The following is a 17,979-nucleotide window of genomic DNA, read 5'->3' as shown; positions in this document are numbered from 1 at the left end:
TTTATCCTTCAATGACTAATGACTTTTCATGGCAGAGATTGCCCAGTCGTCTTTTTAATGTATTCCTGAATTTCTTGATAAGCCTCCGGGTTGCTTTGGCGGAGGATAACAATATTAGTTGCGCTGTCAGGCAGGCAAAAGCTTAGCCGACCGTTTTGTTCGCAAGCAAAAGAGCTAATTCGACTCATATCGATCGCAAATTCTTTGCGGTCATAATGAATTTTAATCCACGATCCTCTTGAATTGCGATCAAGGGTTTTTTTGAGGTAATCGAGAACTTGCTTGTAAGCCTCATAATTCCCTTGGGGATTGAGGATAATCGGCTGACTGCTATTAGGCAGCCAAAATGTGAGACGCTTGTTATCCAGTTCGCTAGAAAAAGCACTAATAGTGTCAAGGTCAATTATGTATGTACTTTTCTCATAAGTAATTTTGCTCCAATAAGCCACAAAGCCTCCTCAAACCTGTGTTTCCTGGTATTTTAGGATAGTTTGACAACTCATACCATTTTAGATTTTAGATTGTAGATTTTAGATTGGGCATGACTGATGACTATCAGGGTTTGGAACTTGCCTAAAGTTGCATTTTTTTTTAACTGGTATCACCTTTGAAATCAAAGCTAAAAAGTTAAGTAAAAATATGAGCATTTTTACCCTCTGCCTTCTGCCTTCTACCTTGTGCCTTTTGCCTTCTCCCTTCGGGTACTCTCTCCCAACCCCTATGCTAGGGCTCAGGGGTGAGATTTTTCACTGGTTGAGAATGCTGCCCGATATCATGTCCGGTAAGTGCGACCCCAATCAAATCCGATTGTTGGGTTGGGCGGGTGAGAGTACGATCCATTGTCTGCCTGATTTGAATATTGTGTACTCTCACCCGCCCCTACAGACATCTAATATATCAGAACTAATCGCTCGAACATGAGATGAGATCAGTTTCCTGCAAGTTTCCCGGCCACCAAGTCGCGCCCCGGAGCTTCTAAAAAATCCTGATTTCCCTGCACGCTCGCCGCCTCGATAAACCCCTGAAACAAGGGGTGGGGGGCGCTAGGTCGAGATTGGAATTCGGGGTGAAATTGACAGGCTATGAAAAAGGGATGGTTGGGCAATTCGATCATTTCTACCAATCGGCCGTCGGGAGATGTCCCAGAGACTGCATAACCTGATTCTAAGAAAAGATTGCGGTAGGCGTTGTTAAATTCGTACCGATGGCGGTGCCGCTCATAAATCACTTCTTTCTGATAAAGTTTGAAAGCGAGGGTGTCTGGGTTGACACGGCACGGATATAAACCCAGTCGCATTGTACCGCCCAAATCAACTACATCTAGCTGTTCTGGCAATAAATTAATTACCGGATTTGCGGTATCTGGGTTAAATTCAGCGCTGTTGGCATCCTCTAGTTGGGCGATGTTGCGCGCCCATTCAATCACAGCACACTGCATCCCCAAACACAATCCCAAAAAGGGTATTTTATGGTGTTTGGCATATTCGATCGCCGCTATTTTGCCGTCTACTCCCCGAACCCCAAAACCTCCGGGCACAAGAATGCCCTTGATATCTTTGAGATAACTTTCGATGTTTCCCGATTCTAAATCTTCTGAGTTAATCCAGTGCAAATTTAGGTCGCAGCCGATCGAGATTGCTGCGTGTCGCAAAGCTTCGACCACCGAAAGATAAGCATCGTTCAACCGCACGTATTTGCCCACCAAAGCAATATCAATCTTGTGGTTAGGATTGTAAAGCCGCTTGACTAAGGTTTGCCACTGAGTCAAATCGGGGTGGCGCGGTTCCAGTTGCAGCAAATTGATGGTTTGTTCCGCTAAACCTTCCTGTTCCATCATCAGCGGCACTTCGTAGATACTTTTGGCATCTTGAGCGGTGATGACACATTCTTCGGGTACGTTGCAGAATTCCGACAATTTCTGTTTCATGCCCAAAGACAGCGGGCGATCGCACCGACAGACTAAAATATCTGGTTGAATGCCGATCGACCGCAATTCCTTCACCGAATGCTGAGTCGGTTTAGTTTTCATCTCCCCAGCCGAGGGAATCCAAGGTATCAGCGTGACGTGCATATACACAACATTTTGCCGACCGACATCCTTGCGAAACTGCCGAATTGCCTCCAAAAACGGCAAAGATTCAATATCTCCCACCGTTCCGCCGATTTCCGTAATCACGACATCGGGATTAGTATTTTTTGCTACTCGGTGAATTCGCTCTTTAATTTCGTTAGTGATGTGCGGAATCACCTGCACCGTACTCCCCTGATACTCGCCGCGGCGTTCTTTGTTGATCACCGCTTGATAAATGGAACCCGTGGTGACGCTGTTGAGGCGAGACATGGAAGTATCGGTAAAACGCTCGTAGTGCCCCAAATCCAGGTCTGTTTCCGCACCGTCTTCCGTCACGAAGACTTCTCCGTGCTGAAACGGGCTGAGAGTGCCGGGGTCAACGTTAATATAGGGGTCTAGTTTCAAAATCGAGACAGAATAGTCCCGCGACTTCAATAGGCGGCCCAAGGAAGCAGCGACAATTCCCTTGCCGATGCTGGAAACCACGCCGCCGGTCACAAACACAAATTTGCTCATAGGATTTTCGACTTTAGATCTTTCTCATTTAAGAAGGTAACACTCAACTCTAAGAGCTAAAATCAAAAATTGTCCAGCAGTGTTTGACCATTTCTCAAATACGGGTGGGGATACGATGAGTGGCGCACGACCTCGATCGGGCGGTTTGCAGGGGTTTTAAGCTCGTAGGCCAATTTCAAAACTGTTGATTGTTCATCAGTTCGCTTTGCGCGGATACCAGTCAAGGGCGATCGATCTTTTGAGAAAACCACCAACTCCCAAGACTTCTTTTCCCTTCCTCAAAAATATTTCTGCAATCGATCTCTCAAATCTGACACACTGGCCAACTCTAAGACGGCCTCCCCTAAATTCTCTAAGAATGACTCTACATTCAATACTTGCATTTCAATAATTACCGTTTTGTTGCCATCAATCTTAGCTTTGACATCCAAGTAAGTATCTTTGACTCCTTTGATTTTGGGAGCTAAATAAGGGTCAATAATTTCTAAGTCTTCGATGACTGGCTGTGCTTCGTAGAGCAGGGCATTCAAGAAACTAATCAAAATGTCCTTACTCTCAGCCGAACCGAAAATTTTATTAAAGGGAAAATCGGTTTTAGGATTGATAAAATTCAGGGTAATTGCAATTTATTAGAGGTTGAAAAGTTGAGGTTAGAGTTATTTAATTATTTAACTATCCTACAATCTTCTAGGTTGGGGTTCGCGGACGATCGCCCCAACCGACCTCACCCAAATACGGATCGAGCGGCCGACAGCAGTCGCCCTGAGCAATCATGGCTTCGACAAAAGTTCCAGCGCCCAGTCCGCCCCTAGACGAGTCAATCTAAAATCTAAAATCTAAAATCTAAAATCAGCCCTACGCGCTCAGTCATTTTTCCCAGAAAGCTAACTCAGGAACGTTTCGCGAAGCGTAAAGTCATGGTAGACAAAGCACCTCAAGTCTGCTAAAAAAAACAGCTATGAAGTTTGTCTGCGTTCTATCCCCTCAACGGTTGCTTTCTGCTGGTATCGCATTGCTCGCAGCCATCGAGTGTGGCGCGTGGCTGGTTCCAAATGTGGCGCAGGCCAAAGCTCTTGGGGAAAATTATTCCTCTGTGTCGCCGAAAATCCTCGCTAGTAACGATGTTAATTGCAATGGCGGACGATCGCCGGAAACTCGCTGTCGAGTCGGCGGTTTGTTCGTCAAAACTCCAAATACGACCTCAGAACAAGTCTTTCCTCTCAAGCAGACTGAAGTTAAAGCCAAAATAGCTGGCAATATCTCCCGCGTCGAAGTTGTTCAGAAGTTTGAAAATCCTTTTCCTGAATCTATAGAAGCTGTTTATATATTTCCTTTGCCCGACGAAGCGGCGGTGGACGATATGGAAATTAAAATAGGGTCACGAACTATTAAAGCTGATATCAAACTCCGCGAGGAAGCTTTGGAAATTTACGAACAAGCCAGAAAGCAAGGCCGGACTGCTGGTTTGTTGGAACAAGAACGCGACAATATTTTTACTCAGTCTCTCGCTAATATCAAACCCGGAGAAAAAATTGAAGTTACGATTCGCTACACGGAAAGTCTCAAGTTTGCCGGCGGCGATTATGAATTTGTGTTTCCAATGGTGGTAGGGCCACGCTATATTTCGAGAAATTCGACGCCCCCCTTAGTAAGGGGGGGGCAGGGGGGGGTTAATACCGATGCCGATCGCATTAACCCGCCTGTTTTGCCTCCGGGAACACGATCGGGTCACAATATCGCTGTTTCGGTAGAAATAGATGCCGGAGTTGCGATCGGCGATGTTCGCTCTACTTCCCATCAAATTACAACTGACCGCAGCGGCAATATTGTGCAAGTCCAATTAGCCAATTCAGACACAATTCCCAATAAAGATTTAATTCTGCGCTATCGAGTCGCGGGCGAAAACACTCGGGCAACTATTTTGACTCAATCCGACAAGCGGGGCGGTCATTTTGCTACTTATTTAATTCCGGCATTAAATTACAAAACTAATGAAATTGTACCTAAAGATGTCGTGTTTCTGATGGATACTTCCGGTTCTCAGCAGGGCGAACCGCTGGCAAAATCTAAGGAGTTGATGCGGCGCTTTATTCAAGGGCTGAATCCCACCGATACTTTTACTATTATTGATTTTGCAAATACTGCCAAAGCGCTTTCCACAACTCCTTTAGCAAATACTCCCGAAAATCGACAAAAAGCAATTAATTATATCGAAAAGTTGCAGGCTAACGGTGGCAGTGAATTGCTTAACGGCATTCAAGCAGTGATGAATTTTCCGGCGGCGGCAACGGGAAGGCTGCGGAGTATTGTATTAATTACTGACGGTTACATTGGTAATGAAAATGAAGTGCTAGCGCGGGTTCAGGGGAGTCTGAAACCGGGAAATCGACTTTATAGTTTTGGTGTCGGCGGTTCGGTGAATCGGTTTTTGATTAACCGTTTGGCGGAAGTGGGAAGAGGCACGTCTCAAGTAATTCGTCATGATGAACCGTCGGCAGAAGCGGCAGACAAGTTTTTTCGGGAAATTAATCGTCCGGTATTGACTAATATTCAAATTAGTTGGGAAGGAATGGGGGAAAAACCAGAGATTTATCCGATCGCACCTCCAGACTTGTTTGCGAGTCAGCCGCTGGTTTTGTTTGGCAAAAAGAGCGATCGAACTAACGGCCAACTTCGCATCCGCGGCACTCTTGCCGGCGGCAAAGCTTACGAGCAAGTTTTACCTGTTAATTTTGCTCGATCCGCCGGCGCGCGGCAGCGGGAGTCAACTTCAGTCGCAGCAGGCGCTACGGATTTTGGCAATCCGGCGGTAGCTCAACTTTGGGGGCGATCGCGCATTAAAGATTTAATGAATCAAATGTTTGGTGGTGAGACTAAATCTCTGGTGGAAGCTGTGACTAATACTGCTCTGACTTATCGCTTGCTGTCGGAATACACGGCTTTTGTGGCTGTGAGCGAAGAAGTGCGAGTCGAACCAGATGGAACTCGTCGTCGAGTGCAAGTGCCTGTGGAATTGCCGCAGGGTGTCAGCTATGAAGGTATTTTCCAGTCGGAGGGGGCAGAGCCAACTAGAGGCGGCACTCGCAGCGTTACCTCGAATCGCAACTCGGCACCCGTGAGTCCAGCTCCTGCTATGCCGCGGCAGCCCGGTTACGGTCAGTTGCAACCCTCGCAGCCAAAGGTTTCTCGCCTCCAAGTAGTTAGCGCCGAAGGGTTGGATGCCGGGGCACTCGCCGCTTTGACTCAATACCTGCAATCTGTTAATCTCCCGGCGGGGGTTAGCGGTGAAACGGTGTGGGAGTTATCGGTACAAGAAGGCCGCGTTGCCCGAGTGGCGATCGACCATCAAACCTCGACGATGCAAGCAACAGACGCCGTAGAGACTCTCAAGCAGGCCTTGAGTTCCTGGCAACCTCCCGCAGGATTCAAGGGCGCGCTGCGCCTGAAATTGCGAATAACGGTCGATCGTTAAGCAAGGACTATCTATGTCACAAAACATTAACTTTTAATTCAAAAATACCGAAATGGCGATCGCTACCGCGTGGAAGATATAAAATCTTTATTAAGAGATTGCCTTTAAACAGGAAGTCATGTTAATGAAATTTATACCGTTTGAGGCAAACGCTAAAACAGTTTCCTTTCTAAAACAGTTTCCTTTCTGAAACAACCTTAACAGTAAAGATTTCTGGATCGAAACCCCACAATCATAGAAGGTATGATGCCCTATGGAAGTTAGTGAACTGCTCAACAATTACGAAAAAGGACACAGAGATTTTACTGGAGCCGACCTCAGCGGGGCAAACCTCAGCGGAGCAATCTTAATCGGAGTCAACCTTTCACGAGCTAATCTTTCCGGGGCGAACCTCAGCAGAGCGTTTCTCACCAAAGCAACACTCCAAGGCGCAGTGTTACAAAGAACAAATCTGAGTTTTGCCAAAATGGGCGAAACCCAACTTTCGGGCGCAGATTTGACAAAAGCTAATCTCAGCGGAGCTTTTTTGGTAAAAGCAAAATTGCCCAGAGCAAAGTTAAGTGGCGCAACTTTAACTGGCGCCAACCTGCGCGGTGCTGTGTTGTGGAATGCCAATTTGTGTAGCGCCGACTTGCAATTAGTTAACTTGCTGGGCGCAAATCTGACGGCAGCTAATTTTAAATGGGCCAACCTGTATGGTGCAAAGCTCAATAGTGCAAAACTTTTTGGAGCTCAATTAACCGGAGTCAGTCTGCGGCGAGCGCAGTTGACAGGGGTGAATCTCTGCGGTGCAGATTTGAGCGGCGTCAACGTGAGTGAAGCTAAACTAATGGGAGCTAATTTGGAAGGCTCGAATTTGACGGGAGCAAATTTCAGCGCGGCTCAGTTGCGAGGGGTGAAGTTGGCGGGAGCAAACTTAACCGGGGCTAAGTTGAAGGGAAGTTGTTTGAGAGGGGCAAATCTGAATTGGGCGAAGCTGTGTCAAGCTGATTTGATGGCAGCAGATTTGAGCGAGGCGAGCTTAATAGGAGCTAATTTAGATAATGCTTTGTTGGCGGGAGCTATTTTGCCGGAATCTACTAGGCGCTATTTTTCCTTAGCTGGAGCGGGCAGAGTCAATTCTTGGGAAGTTACGGAAATTAAAAATGGGTAATGGGGAAGGGGGAATTTGGAAGTGGGGAATTGGTAATTGCGTATCTGAATTGGATTTTTGGGCGGCCATCCCACCCCACCCCTACTCCCCACAAGAATTTCATCCAACTTGACTGTAAAATTTAGAGGCGACAGGATCGATTAAATCCGGTAACTAGAATTATTAAAAGTGGTAGATATCCGCGCCTGACAAGGCATTGCCCTGTAGCTACAAAGAATTACGCTCAAGGTTGTCGGTTGAAATCAATTCTTTAATCTCAAATCTAAAATCGTTATGACTGTTAATTTTGGGGTGGTGCTGGTAACTGTGCCATCGGAGGCGGAGGCAGAGAATCTCGCTAAATCTTTAGTTGAACACAAGCTGGCTGCTTGTGTGAGTTTATCGCCAATTCGCTCTATTTATACTTGGCAAGGCGAGATTCATGCCGAGTCAGAGTGGCAGTTGGTGATTAAAACTGATATGGCTAAATTTGAGGCTTTAAAAACAAAAGTTCAGGAACTCCATTCCTATGAAGTTCCCGAAATTATTGCTATTCCTATTATCGCTGGCAGCGATGCTTATCTCAATTGGCTGGGACAATCTTTAAGTTTGTAGTCAAGACTTTAGTCCTAAATTACCCGCTGAAGAGGGACGGAAGTCCCTATTACAAATGGTCAGAAACCTAGGAATTATGACTGCTAGGGCCGATGACGCCGATTTTGTGGCGAAAACTTAGTTCGCCGCCGTACCAGCCTGTAATGCCCAGCAAGGCTGCCACGACGACCGAAATTGCTAAACCTGTATATACGATCGGCTCAGCCGGATTTCCTTGTCGCAACACCAGGTTAATCAGGGTAAGTACCATAACCGCGATATTGCCGCCCATGTGCAACCAACCGGCACTGCGTTCGCGCACTCTTTTAACTTTGAAAAAATCTAAAAAGCCCGTGATTGCGGCCAAAATCCCCGCAGCAAAACCGACACCCATCAGCCAAACCGAAGCTCTCGCCCAAAACGGATCGCTGGTCAGCCAATAACCTATGTCGGTGCCGGCTGCTCCTACTAAAAAGGCTACCGGAAACAGTACGAGTACGGGGTGAAGCGGATGGCCTGCAATTGCAACTGAACTCGTAATGCCGGCGTCGCGATACTCTGAGTCGAGACTTTCGAGAATCGGCGGAAGATTGGGATAGGGCGTACTATTTCTGGGATTTGTTTCCATGATTTCTACGATAACTTTTGTACAACAAAGCCGTTTTTATTGGATTGAACTTAATCCCAAATCCGCTCGCCATTTTCGTCAACGCGGGCCTGGCGAATTACGTCGGAAATTTCATCGGCGTCTTTGACGTGGTGCAGGGCTTTCTTTTCCCCATCGGCTTCTTCTACCATCACATAAGTTGGAACTGTAACAACATCGCCCGTGATGTCTGGCACGTGGTCTACCGCCAGTTGCTGGGCTTTTTCTTCGAGGGTTTGCGGTTCGTCGGAAATGCGATCGCCCGGATTGACCGTGCGCTCCATATCTTTGCCTGGTTTGTCGATACTCATAAAAACCTCTCTGGTATTTCTAATTTTTTGCTGACTCTAATTCCTACTATTGAACGAAAAATCTCCCTGCACAAACATCTCCCGAGGGGTGGAAGTTTCAGTTATGCTGATCGCAGGCAGCCTCTTCCTGTAGGTAGAGGTTTTTCGATTGGTTCCGAAAAAACGTAAGCTAAAATCTAAGCATGATATTTTCCTTTTCTTTGAGTTGCCCATGAAAAGTTACGATTGGATTGTTGTCGGCGGTGGCATTACGGGTGCTGCACTGAGTTACGAACTGGCAAAAAAAGGTTTTGCTGTGCTGCTTTTGGAACGAGATGCTACCCTGCAAAATGCGACTCGTTTTAGTTACGGTGGCTTGGCTTATTGGTCGGGAACGACTGATTTAACTCGCCAATTGTGTCGGGAAGGTATCGAACGCCACCGCAATTTATCGGCGGAATTAGATGCTGATACTGAGTTTCGCGAGTTGGATTTGTTGCTGACAATTGATGCGGGTACTGATGCGGAAAAAGCGGCGGCTAATTACGCGCATTTTGCGATTGTTCCGCAGCTTTTGAGCGTTGCAGAAGCTGGGGAGCTGGAACCTTTGCTGAATAAAAGTGCGATCGCCGGAGCTCTGACTGTGCGTCACGGCCACATTTCGCCGACAGCCACAAATAAAGCTTATTGTCAAGGGTTTCTGCGGTTGGGAGGAACGATAGAATTTGCTGAAGTAATTGGGTTTATAGAAGAGGGAAATCGGATTTCGGGAGTCAAGACGGCGCAAGGAATTTATCGTTGTGAAAATGCTGTGGTTTGTGCTGGAGGTTGGAGTCGGAGTTTGCTGAAGGCGGCTGGTGTTTCTGTGGGAGTTTATTTTACGCGCACGGAGATTTTGGAAACTGCACCTGTGGATTTGAAACTCCGGACTTTGGTGATGCCTGCGGTATTAAAACGTTTTGAATTGGAAGCTGAATCGAGTAGAAGTGAGGTGGATTTTCTTTGGGATGAACCGGGTAAAGAGTTACAGCCGCCGATTTTAGATTCGGGTGCAATTGGGTTTAAGGATGGGAGTTTGCGGATTGGGCAATTGTCGCGCACTTTGAGCGATTTGAATGCTACAGTCGATCGCGAAACGAGCGAAACGGCAATTCGTGCAGGAATCAGCAAAGTTTTGCCTGATTTGGCAGGTTTACCGGCAACTTGGCACGAGTGTATTGTGGCATTTAGCGCTGATAATTTGCCTGTAGTGGGGCCGATTGCCGATCGCCCTGGATTGCACGTTTTTTCTGGTCTCAGCAATCCTTTGGTGATTGTACCTGCTTTGGCTGAGCGATTTGCGAAGGCGGCGGGGGGAGAAGAAGATAGGGCGATCGAGCTTTTGTCTCCCCATAGATTTATCGCAGAAGGAAGTTCGGCAACGGATTCTGTAACGGATGTAACGGATGTAACGGATGTCAGGAAGAAGGAAGAAGGAAGAAGGAAGAAGGAAGAAGGAAGAAGGAAGAAGGAAGAAGGAAGAAGGATAGATGACTAATGACTACTGACTACTGACTATTAACTAAAAAAGGCAGCGCGACAATAAATGTAGTACCTTTGTCGATCGCACTTTCCACACTTATTGTACCGCCGTGCAGGTCAACTATGTGTTTGACAATGCAGAGTCCCAAACCCGATCCTTTAATCTTGCCTACATTAGCACCCCGTTCAAACTGCTGAAATAGTTTTCCTTGATATTCCGGTGTCATCCCAATTCCCTCATCTCGAACGCACAAAATTATTTGTTGATTTTCGCAGCTTAAGTCTAAACTGACCTTACCACCGTTTGGAGAATATTTAATGGCGTTTGAAAGCAAATTAGTCAGAAGGTGGTGCAGTAGTTTGGCATCGAGATTGGCGTGCAGCGGATTTGTGTGACTGCGGAAATGTACTAGGTGTTTGTCGGTGACGATAGGTTGCAGTTCTTCTAAAATAGAATTGCATAAATCCGTCGCATTAATCTGATTTAAATTTAAGGAAATTTTACCTGATTCTGCTTTGCTAAGCATTAAAATATCTTCCAGCAGCCCACTCATATTACTGACGGCTCTTTTAATCCGATCAACATTTGTATTCGTAGTTCCGATGGTTCCCTGCAATTCGCTATCTTCTAGCATTTCAGCAGATAACTGTATGGTAGTTAAAGGAGTGTTTAAATCGTGGTAAGCCATTGAAATAAAGCGGGCTCTATTTTCATTTTTTTCTGCTGCTAACGCCATTATTTTTTTCAGACTAACTGCTTCTTGATGTTTGCTCAGTGCTATCTTGATAGTAGCGTGCATTTCTCTTTCTTTAAAAGGTTTGAGCAGGTAGCCGTAAGAACCAGTCTTTTCGGCTCGCTGCAAAGTTTCGTCGTCAGCATAGGCAGTTGTATAGATAATTGGTATATCTAATTCTTGATTAATTATTGCTGCTGTTTCTATGCCGTCAATGTCGCCTTTGATAACTATATCCATTAAAATTAAATCGGGTCTTAGTTCGCGGGCGCGCTGGATTGCATCCGCTCCTGAAGAAACGATATCGGCGATTTGATATCCTAATTTTTCTAATTTTGGGGATAGATTTTTAGCAATTAAGAGTTCGTCTTCGACAATCAAAATATTAATTAATTTTTCTGCACAACTCATCTTTTTACAATCTTTGAAAATAGTTTAACTCGTTAAATTTTAAGTGAAAAGATGTACCCAATTTTCTGGATATTTCGATAGTTCCCTCTAACTGCTCGGTTAAAGTGCAGACAACTTGAAACCCCATCGAGTGAGTTTTCCGAAAATCTAAGTTTTGAGGAAAGCCAATACCGTTGTCCTTAACTAAGAGGTTGATTTCTTGATCGCCCGTTTGATAGCATTCTACACTAACTGTACCAGTTGTGCCATCAGGAAAAGCGTGTTTCAAGGTATTTGAAACCAATTCATTGGCAATTAAACCGCAGGGAGTAGCGGTTTCAAGATTTAGGGAAATTGGCTCAGCTAATACCTGCAACTGAATTCGGTTGTTGCTAATATTGTAAGAGTGAAACAAGTTACTTACCAAATCTTCGAGATATTCGCCAAAATTAATTTGCGCTAGGTTAGTCGAGCGGTATAGTTTTTCGTGAATCAGAGCCATAGAATAAAGGCGATTCTGACTTTCTTCAAACATTTTGCTTACTTGCGGGTCGGCAACTGTGTTCGATTGCAATTCTAACAGACTGGCAACTACGCAGAGGTTGTTTTTAACGCGGTGGTGAATTTCTTTGAGCAAAATTTCTTTTTCTTTGAGGGAGTTTTTCAAATTTGCTTCCGCTTGTTTGCGATCGCTCAGTTCAGCTTGCAGTTGCTGGTAAAGTAGAGATTGCTGAATCGCGATCGCCAATTGATTCACCAACTGCTGAAATAAATTGATTTCCCATTCTTGCCAATCACGAGGCCGATCGCATTGGTGGGCAATCAGCAATCCCCAAACCTGGCTGTGCTGAATAATCGGCACTACTAACTTTGCCCTAACTTGAATTTGTTTCATAAACTCCATCACACAAGGTGTAATGCAGGGGTCATCTAGTTCGGAGATCGCAGAAATTCGCCCTTGCAAATAAAGCTGATAACTTTGGGGCGGAAAAACCTCTTCGCCAAAATATCTATCCACGAGTTGGCTGCATCCTTCTGCCACGGCTTCAGCAATGACTCGCCCGCCCCTTTTGGGTAAAAGTTGATAAACCAAAACTCGATCGGCTAATAATACTTGCTGGAGTTCCGCAACCGTGGTGTTGAGAATTTCCTCTAATTGCAAAGACTGGCGGACACGACGGGCGATCGCCTCCACAAGCCGTTCTTGCTCGAACTGCTGCCCCCTAGCGAGTTCGGCGTATTTAGAATTGCTGATATCAGCGGCGTAACCAATAATTTCGATCGGAATGCCCCTGCTGTCAACCAATAGTTTTAGTTCCGTCCTTAGCCAGCGGTAAATTCCGTCTTGGTGTAGAAAACGATACTCGGAAATGCAATTTTTTTCTGCGGACAAATCCAAAAAATTTACTAGAAATTGTGGCCGATCTTCAGGGTGAATCCTGCTAGACCAAAATTTACAATCTGCTAACAATTCTTGGGGGTCGTAGCCAAGGATTGTCTGAACGTTGTCGCTGATGTAAGTAGTACAAAAGTCCCCTATCGGTGCGGCTGTAAAAATTACCGCCGGATTAGAACCCAGTAAAAATTGCAGGCGTTCTTTTAACTGCTGAAATTCCATTTCTGCCCGCTTACGATAACTGATATCTTCGATCGCCCCCATGCTGTAGAGAGGAATGCCCTCGCGATCGCGGATCAGCGTTACCGTCAAGTTGGCCCACATCAGCTCGCCATTCTTCTTAATCAAGCGTTTTTCCCTTTGGAAGCGAGAAATATGGCCCTCCACCAACTGCTTGACTTGCTCCACATCTCCTTGTAAATCTTCTGGATGCGTGAGTTCAGTAAAAGTCATGGTAGCCAACTCCGAATCGCTGTAGCCCAACATCTGGCGGTGAGCTTCATTCACTTTGATCGTGCGGTAGTCGCGCACGCTTGCCAAACCAAGCGCGATCGGAGCATCGTCAAATAAGTTGCGAAACTTTTCCTCGCTCTTTTGCAGTGCAGCTTCTGCGTGTTTGCGAGCGGTAATGTCTCGGGCGACCCACATCACTCGATCGAACTCCAGCGGCGAAATACTGGCATCAAACCAAAATAACTTGCAGCCAATTTCCATCCTGTATTCAACTCTGTGGGTTTGCCCCGATGCCAATGTTTGGCGAATGTGGGCTAGGGCAAAATTAGCTTCCGCTTCTGGGAAGACTTCGGCGAGGGTTTTGCCCACCACTTCAGGAGCCGGTTTGTACAGCAGTTCGGGAGCCGTGGGGGCGATTTTGAGGTAGCGGCCGCTTGCGTCGAAAACCAGCACGATATCCGTCATGGCATTAAACAGCGCCAGCAGTTCTGCTTCGGAGTTTTGGAGCTTTTCTTCGGTCAATTTGCGCTCGGTAATGTCGGTGTCAGTGCCAGTCAGGTGTAATGCTTTGCCACAAGCCGATCGGATCGCGCTGCCGCGGGCAAGTATCCAGCAGGTGCTGCCGTCTTTACGCAGCATCCGGTGTTCTACTTCATAAATGTCTGTCACACCCTCTAGATAAGCCTTTACTGCTTCCTCGACAGCAACTCGATCGTCGGGATGAACGTGAGACACCCAATTTTCCATGCGGTTGGGAATCTCTGCGTCCTGATAGCCCAACAAAGCTTTCAAAGACGGAGCAATGTAGATTTCGCCGGTTTCCAAATTCCAGTCCCAAACCCCCACTTTGCCGGCCGATACTGCCATTTCGTACCATTGTGTCCGCTGCTGCACTCGCAGTTCTAACTCTGCATTGAGCTGCTGCAAAGCGATTTCTGCTTGTTTGCGATCCGTGACATCGCGGCCTGCAGCTTGATACTCGACGATTTGTCCGCTCTCGTCGAATATCGCCCGATCGATCCACTGCTGCCAGCGAATTTCCCCGCTGGGCAAAATTACTCGGTGTTCGCAGGTAAAAATAGGGTTGTCGGGAGACACAGAAGTATATTGCTGTTGAAAAATTTCTCGGTCTGCTTCTGGCAGCAGGGACAGGAAGCATTTGCCGAGCAAGTCCAACGGCTGCACGCCGAAATAACGGCAGTAAGCTTGATTGACAAAAGTTATTTTACCGTCTGGGAGGTAGCGGCAAATCAGTTCGGTTTGGTCTTCCACAATCGCCAGGTAGCGCGCCTCGCTCTGCTGCATGGCACTTTCGGCATTTTGGCGATCGCTGACTTTTTCTCGTTCACAATTGCCCTCTAACAGTTGCCATTGTTCCTGGAGCTTTGCCATTTCTTGATGCCGTGCCTCGATCCAGCTATACATTGCTGGGCGAATCCTTTTTTCGCTGACTATACCTACTGGCTGACCCCGTTCATCTACAATTGGCAAGCAATCGATCGAGTATTGACAAAATAGCTTAAATGCGGTAATAAGATCTGTAAATTCTGATTCTTTTAAGACAATTAAATTCCGCGTCATTGCGTCGGCAACTTTCATGCCTTGCCATCCGTATTTGGCCGCGGCTAAGTTCAGCACATCTTCCGGGCTTAGCAGTCCGACTAGCTGATTTTCATCGACAACTAAGACGCAACTAATAGATGCTTTTACAGTTTCGTTTGAGTCGGAAAATGCAGGTGAATTAGGCAGTGGGCAAGGGTTGCTCGTCCGCCGCATCAGGGCGATCGCCTCTGCGAGTGAAGTCGAGGACCCAACCGTGGCAGGGTGGCGATCGACAGCTTCGTCGGGCGATCGTAAATTTGCCGACAAATTAGCAAGTTCCATTAGTCTTGGTCAAAAAGTATTGCTAATTAACTTTAGCAACACTTTTAGTCATCAGCCAGATGACTGATGACTGATGAGCTGCCTGATTTTCTACCCAGGAGAATATAAGTTTTCATTCCCCCTTTGCCTTTAACTTCAATCATTCCTCGCTCCTGAAACAAATATTTATTATCCAACAATTTATAAGTAGTTTCGCTCACTTGAATCCGCCAAGGCAAACCCTGAGATTCCATGCGGGAAGCAATATTTACCGTGTCGCCCCATAAATCATAAATAAACTTCTTTATACCAATTACTCCGGCAACAACCGGGCCGCTGTGAATGCCGATGCGGATGCTAAAATATTTATTATTGTTAGCATTAAATTGGGCTATTTCTGCTTGCATATCTAGGGCAATTTTGGCGATCGCATCTGCGTGGTCTGCCCTGGGTTCAGGCAGTCCTCCTACTGCCATGTATGCGTCGCCGATGGTCTTGATTTTCTCTAAACCGTGCCGTTCGCACAAAAGGTCGAATCCTGAGAAAATCTTATTTAGGAGATCCACAAGTTCGATCGGATTCATGACGGCAGACAAAGCAGTAAACCCCACAATATCGGCGAACAAAACAGTCACTTCCGGAAAGTATTCGGCAATAGTAGTTTCGTTTTGCTTGAGGCGTTCTGCTATTGCCTTGGGCAAGATATTTAACAGCAGCTTTTCGGATTTTTCTTGTTCTTCCCACAGGGCATCTTCTGCTTGCTTGCGTTCCGTAATGTCGTGGTAACTCCAGACTCTGCCGATAATTGTATCTCCCAGCCGCTGCGGTTGCGAATAGCGTTCAAAAAATCTGCCGTCTTGAAATTCCAACAAGTCGTAACTTTCGGCTTCTGGCTGCTCGTAAAGTGATTGTATTCTCTCTTGAAATGCTTGGGGGTCTTTGAGTTGGTTCAGGACAAAGGCGATCGTTGTGGCGTCGTCTCGCAGTGCCATCACTTCATTAGGTATGCCCCACATTTCCACAAATTGTCGATTGAAAGTGACGATTTTTCCGCTCCTGTCAATCGCTAAAATACCGTCTGCAGTAGAATCAAAAGTTGCTAGCAGCAGAGACACAGATTTAGCTAGGGCGTCTTCGGTCATTTTTCGAGCAGTAATGTCTCGCAAAATAGCGCGAATCGCTACTAGCGAACCTGCCGCAAATTTACAGCTTATGCTGCCTTCGAGCAAAATTTTTTCATGAGTCTTCGTGATAAATATTATTTCAATAGAGGCGGGATACGAGGTATTTTCATTGACGCTTTTTTGGGTAAGAGCTTGATACAATATATCCAGAGACTCGGGGGAACTGTTCGGATGAATGATATCAAAAACAGTCATTTGAGCAATTTCTGCTTCGGTGTAGCCCAAAGTTTCCCGCCAAGCCCGATTTACATACAAAAAATGACCGTCTGCTCCAATACTTTGAATTAAGTCAGTAGCATTTTCAAATAAGTCTCGCAGTTGTTCTTCGCTTTCCCGCAAAGCTATTTCCGCTTGTTTGCGCTTGATGAATTGACCGAGTTGGCTGCCGATGGTTGCGATTATCGGGAGCAATTCTTCATCAAAACACTGCACTTCGCGGCTGAAAAAAATTATCACGCCCAACACAGACTTGGCAGAATTTTCAGGGTCGTAGTCGCCCAAAATTGGAAAACCAAAAGCTCCGTGCAGTCCTTCTTCAGCAGCGATTTCGCGGCGTATACAACTGTCGCTTTTGGTGACATCGGCAATCCACTGAGAGGAACCGCTGGCCCAAACGAAACCAGGTAGTCCTTCGCCAAACGCACAAGTCATTTGTTCCGTAAATTCGGCAAATTTGGGGATAGAAACTGAGCGTTTTGTCCAACTGGCGACGCACCGAAGCAAATTGGGGTCGGAAACCGCAGTTATTCTCTTAGTTTCTGACAGCAGTTTTTCCCCAGCTTCTGGCATCCAAAGTTCGGCAGTATCCCATCCCAAGCTGTCACAAATTACGGGCAGAATTGCTGCTATAGCTTTTTTGATTGTTTCGGATGCCGACAGGATGCGAGTGGTGACGTACTGAGTTATTTGTCGCTTGCGGGCGCGCTGTCTATCTGTGACATCGCGCCCGATGTACACGAAATCTTGAACGGCGGGCCAAGAGCCAGAAACGCCTTTAATATCAGTCGAAATCGCCGTACACGAAAACGAAACTGTGAGCTTTTTTCCGCTTTTTGCCGTGCAAATTACTTCGGTGTGAGTTTGAGATTGTTGAGGCTCCTCTTGGCTGACTGCTTGCAAAGAGGAGCCAAAAGCAGCAAGAGCGTCTATTTGCTGACCTACTAATTCTGATTCGCTGTAACCGAACAAATCTTGAGCCGCTTGATTGACTTTTTTAATCTTTCCCGAGGCTGTTGTTACCAACAAAACTTCGGCCATTGAAGTAATAATTTTTTCAACATAATTATTAGTAGTGGCTAAGGTACTCAATAAAATATCCATTTCATTGGTAGCTTGGACTAGAGTTTGTTCTAAAGCCATCCTATCAGTTACATCTTGAAAAAATATAATTAATCTCGGATAATTCTCGTCATTGGCAAAATCGACAATATACATATCAAAATAAAGCCGCGAACCATTTTCTAATAGCCGCGTGATCGCTTTTACTTCAAAATTTGGCAAACGTTTTTCAAAAATATCGATTAAAATTTCTTCAGTTCCCACCAATTCTGGAAAGGGAATGCGGACATCGTTGCCGGCGACTACTTCCTCGGGACACTCGCCAAACCGCTGCACTTTGATAGAGGTTTCTTGGATTAAAAAGTCTTTATCCAGTGCTAGGTACTCCAAGTGGGGGGGAACTAACAGCTTTTTTAACAGGGTTTTCATGTTGAATTTT

11 protein-coding genes and 1 pseudogene are annotated in these 17,979 nt (G+C 46.0%); 4 read left to right on the top strand and 8 right to left on the bottom strand.

Features of this window, described 5'->3' with window-relative positions:
• Positions 1-26: 26 nt before the first annotated feature.
• From D0A34_08180 to D0A34_08170, 3 genes and pseudogenes are all read right to left on the bottom strand, one after another.
• Positions 27-449, bottom strand: a complete 423-nt coding sequence (locus tag D0A34_08180; protein UNU18854.1) for a hypothetical protein — start codon at positions 447-449, stop codon at positions 27-29.
• Positions 450-928: 479 nt separating this feature from the next.
• Positions 929-2,587 carry a CTP synthase gene (locus D0A34_08175; protein UNU18853.1) on the bottom strand — a complete coding sequence of 553 codons (1,659 nt, stop codon included), beginning with the start codon at positions 2,585-2,587 and terminating at the stop codon, positions 929-931.
• A gap of 356 nt (positions 2,588-2,943) precedes the next feature.
• A pseudogene (locus D0A34_08170) lies at positions 2,944-3,201 on the bottom strand (Rpn family recombination-promoting nuclease/putative transposase).
• A 344-nt stretch (positions 3,202-3,545) separates the two neighbouring features.
• Between D0A34_08170 and D0A34_08165 the strand changes: the two are divergent.
• The 3 genes from D0A34_08165 (at position 3,546) to D0A34_08155 (ending at position 7,806) form a co-directional block, all read left to right on the top strand.
• Positions 3,546-6,059: a VWA domain-containing protein gene (locus tag D0A34_08165; GenBank protein ID UNU18852.1), complete on the top strand. Its 2,514-nt coding sequence runs from the start codon at positions 3,546-3,548 to the stop codon at positions 6,057-6,059.
• 253 nt (positions 6,060-6,312) lie between these two features.
• Positions 6,313-7,212, top strand: coding sequence for a hypothetical protein (locus D0A34_08160; protein ID UNU18851.1), 900 nt, complete (start codon positions 6,313-6,315; stop codon positions 7,210-7,212).
• 273 nt (positions 7,213-7,485) lie between these two features.
• A complete protein-coding gene (locus tag D0A34_08155) occupies positions 7,486-7,806 on the top strand; it encodes a divalent-cation tolerance protein CutA (GenBank protein UNU18850.1) in 321 nt (106 codons plus the stop codon).
• 67 nt (positions 7,807-7,873) lie between these two features.
• Here the strand turns inward: D0A34_08155 and D0A34_08150 are convergent, their stop codons facing one another.
• Entirely contained in the window at positions 7,874-8,413 is a 540-nt protein-coding gene (locus tag D0A34_08150; protein ID UNU18849.1) for a DUF2231 domain-containing protein, read from the bottom strand.
• A 50-nt stretch (positions 8,414-8,463) separates the two neighbouring features.
• Complete coding sequence (locus D0A34_08145; GenBank protein UNU18848.1) at positions 8,464-8,742, bottom strand: hypothetical protein; 279 nt, start codon at positions 8,740-8,742, stop codon at positions 8,464-8,466.
• Between the two features lie 211 nt (positions 8,743-8,953).
• Between D0A34_08145 and D0A34_08140 the strand changes: the two genes are divergently transcribed.
• Positions 8,954-10,258, top strand: coding sequence for an FAD-binding oxidoreductase (locus tag D0A34_08140; protein ID UNU18847.1), 1,305 nt, complete (start codon positions 8,954-8,956; stop codon positions 10,256-10,258).
• Positions 10,259-10,268: 10 nt separating this feature from the next.
• Here the strand turns inward: D0A34_08140 and D0A34_08135 are convergent, their stop codons facing one another.
• Genes D0A34_08135 through D0A34_08125 form a run of 3 tightly spaced genes read right to left on the bottom strand, consistent with a single transcriptional unit; the run spans position 10,269 to position 17,969 of the window.
• Positions 10,269-11,387, bottom strand: coding sequence for a hybrid sensor histidine kinase/response regulator (locus D0A34_08135; protein ID UNU18846.1), 1,119 nt, complete (start codon positions 11,385-11,387; stop codon positions 10,269-10,271).
• Positions 11,388-11,391: 4 nt separating this feature from the next.
• Entirely contained in the window at positions 11,392-15,099 is a 3,708-nt protein-coding gene (locus D0A34_08130) for a PAS domain S-box protein (protein UNU18845.1), read from the bottom strand.
• A 44-nt stretch (positions 15,100-15,143) separates the two neighbouring features.
• Positions 15,144-17,969 (bottom strand): PAS domain S-box protein, encoded by a 2,826-nt coding sequence (locus D0A34_08125; protein ID UNU18844.1) that lies wholly within the window; start codon positions 17,967-17,969, stop codon positions 15,144-15,146.
• Positions 17,970-17,979 lie beyond the last annotated feature (10 nt).

Origin of the sequence: Microcoleus vaginatus PCC 9802, assembly GCA_022701275.1 — a bacterium.
In the GTDB taxonomy this organism is placed as follows: domain Bacteria; phylum Cyanobacteriota; class Cyanobacteriia; order Cyanobacteriales; family Microcoleaceae; genus Microcoleus; species Microcoleus vaginatus_A.
The sequence above is the reverse complement of the archived record's forward strand: the minus strand, read 5'-3'. Positions and strand labels throughout refer to the sequence as shown.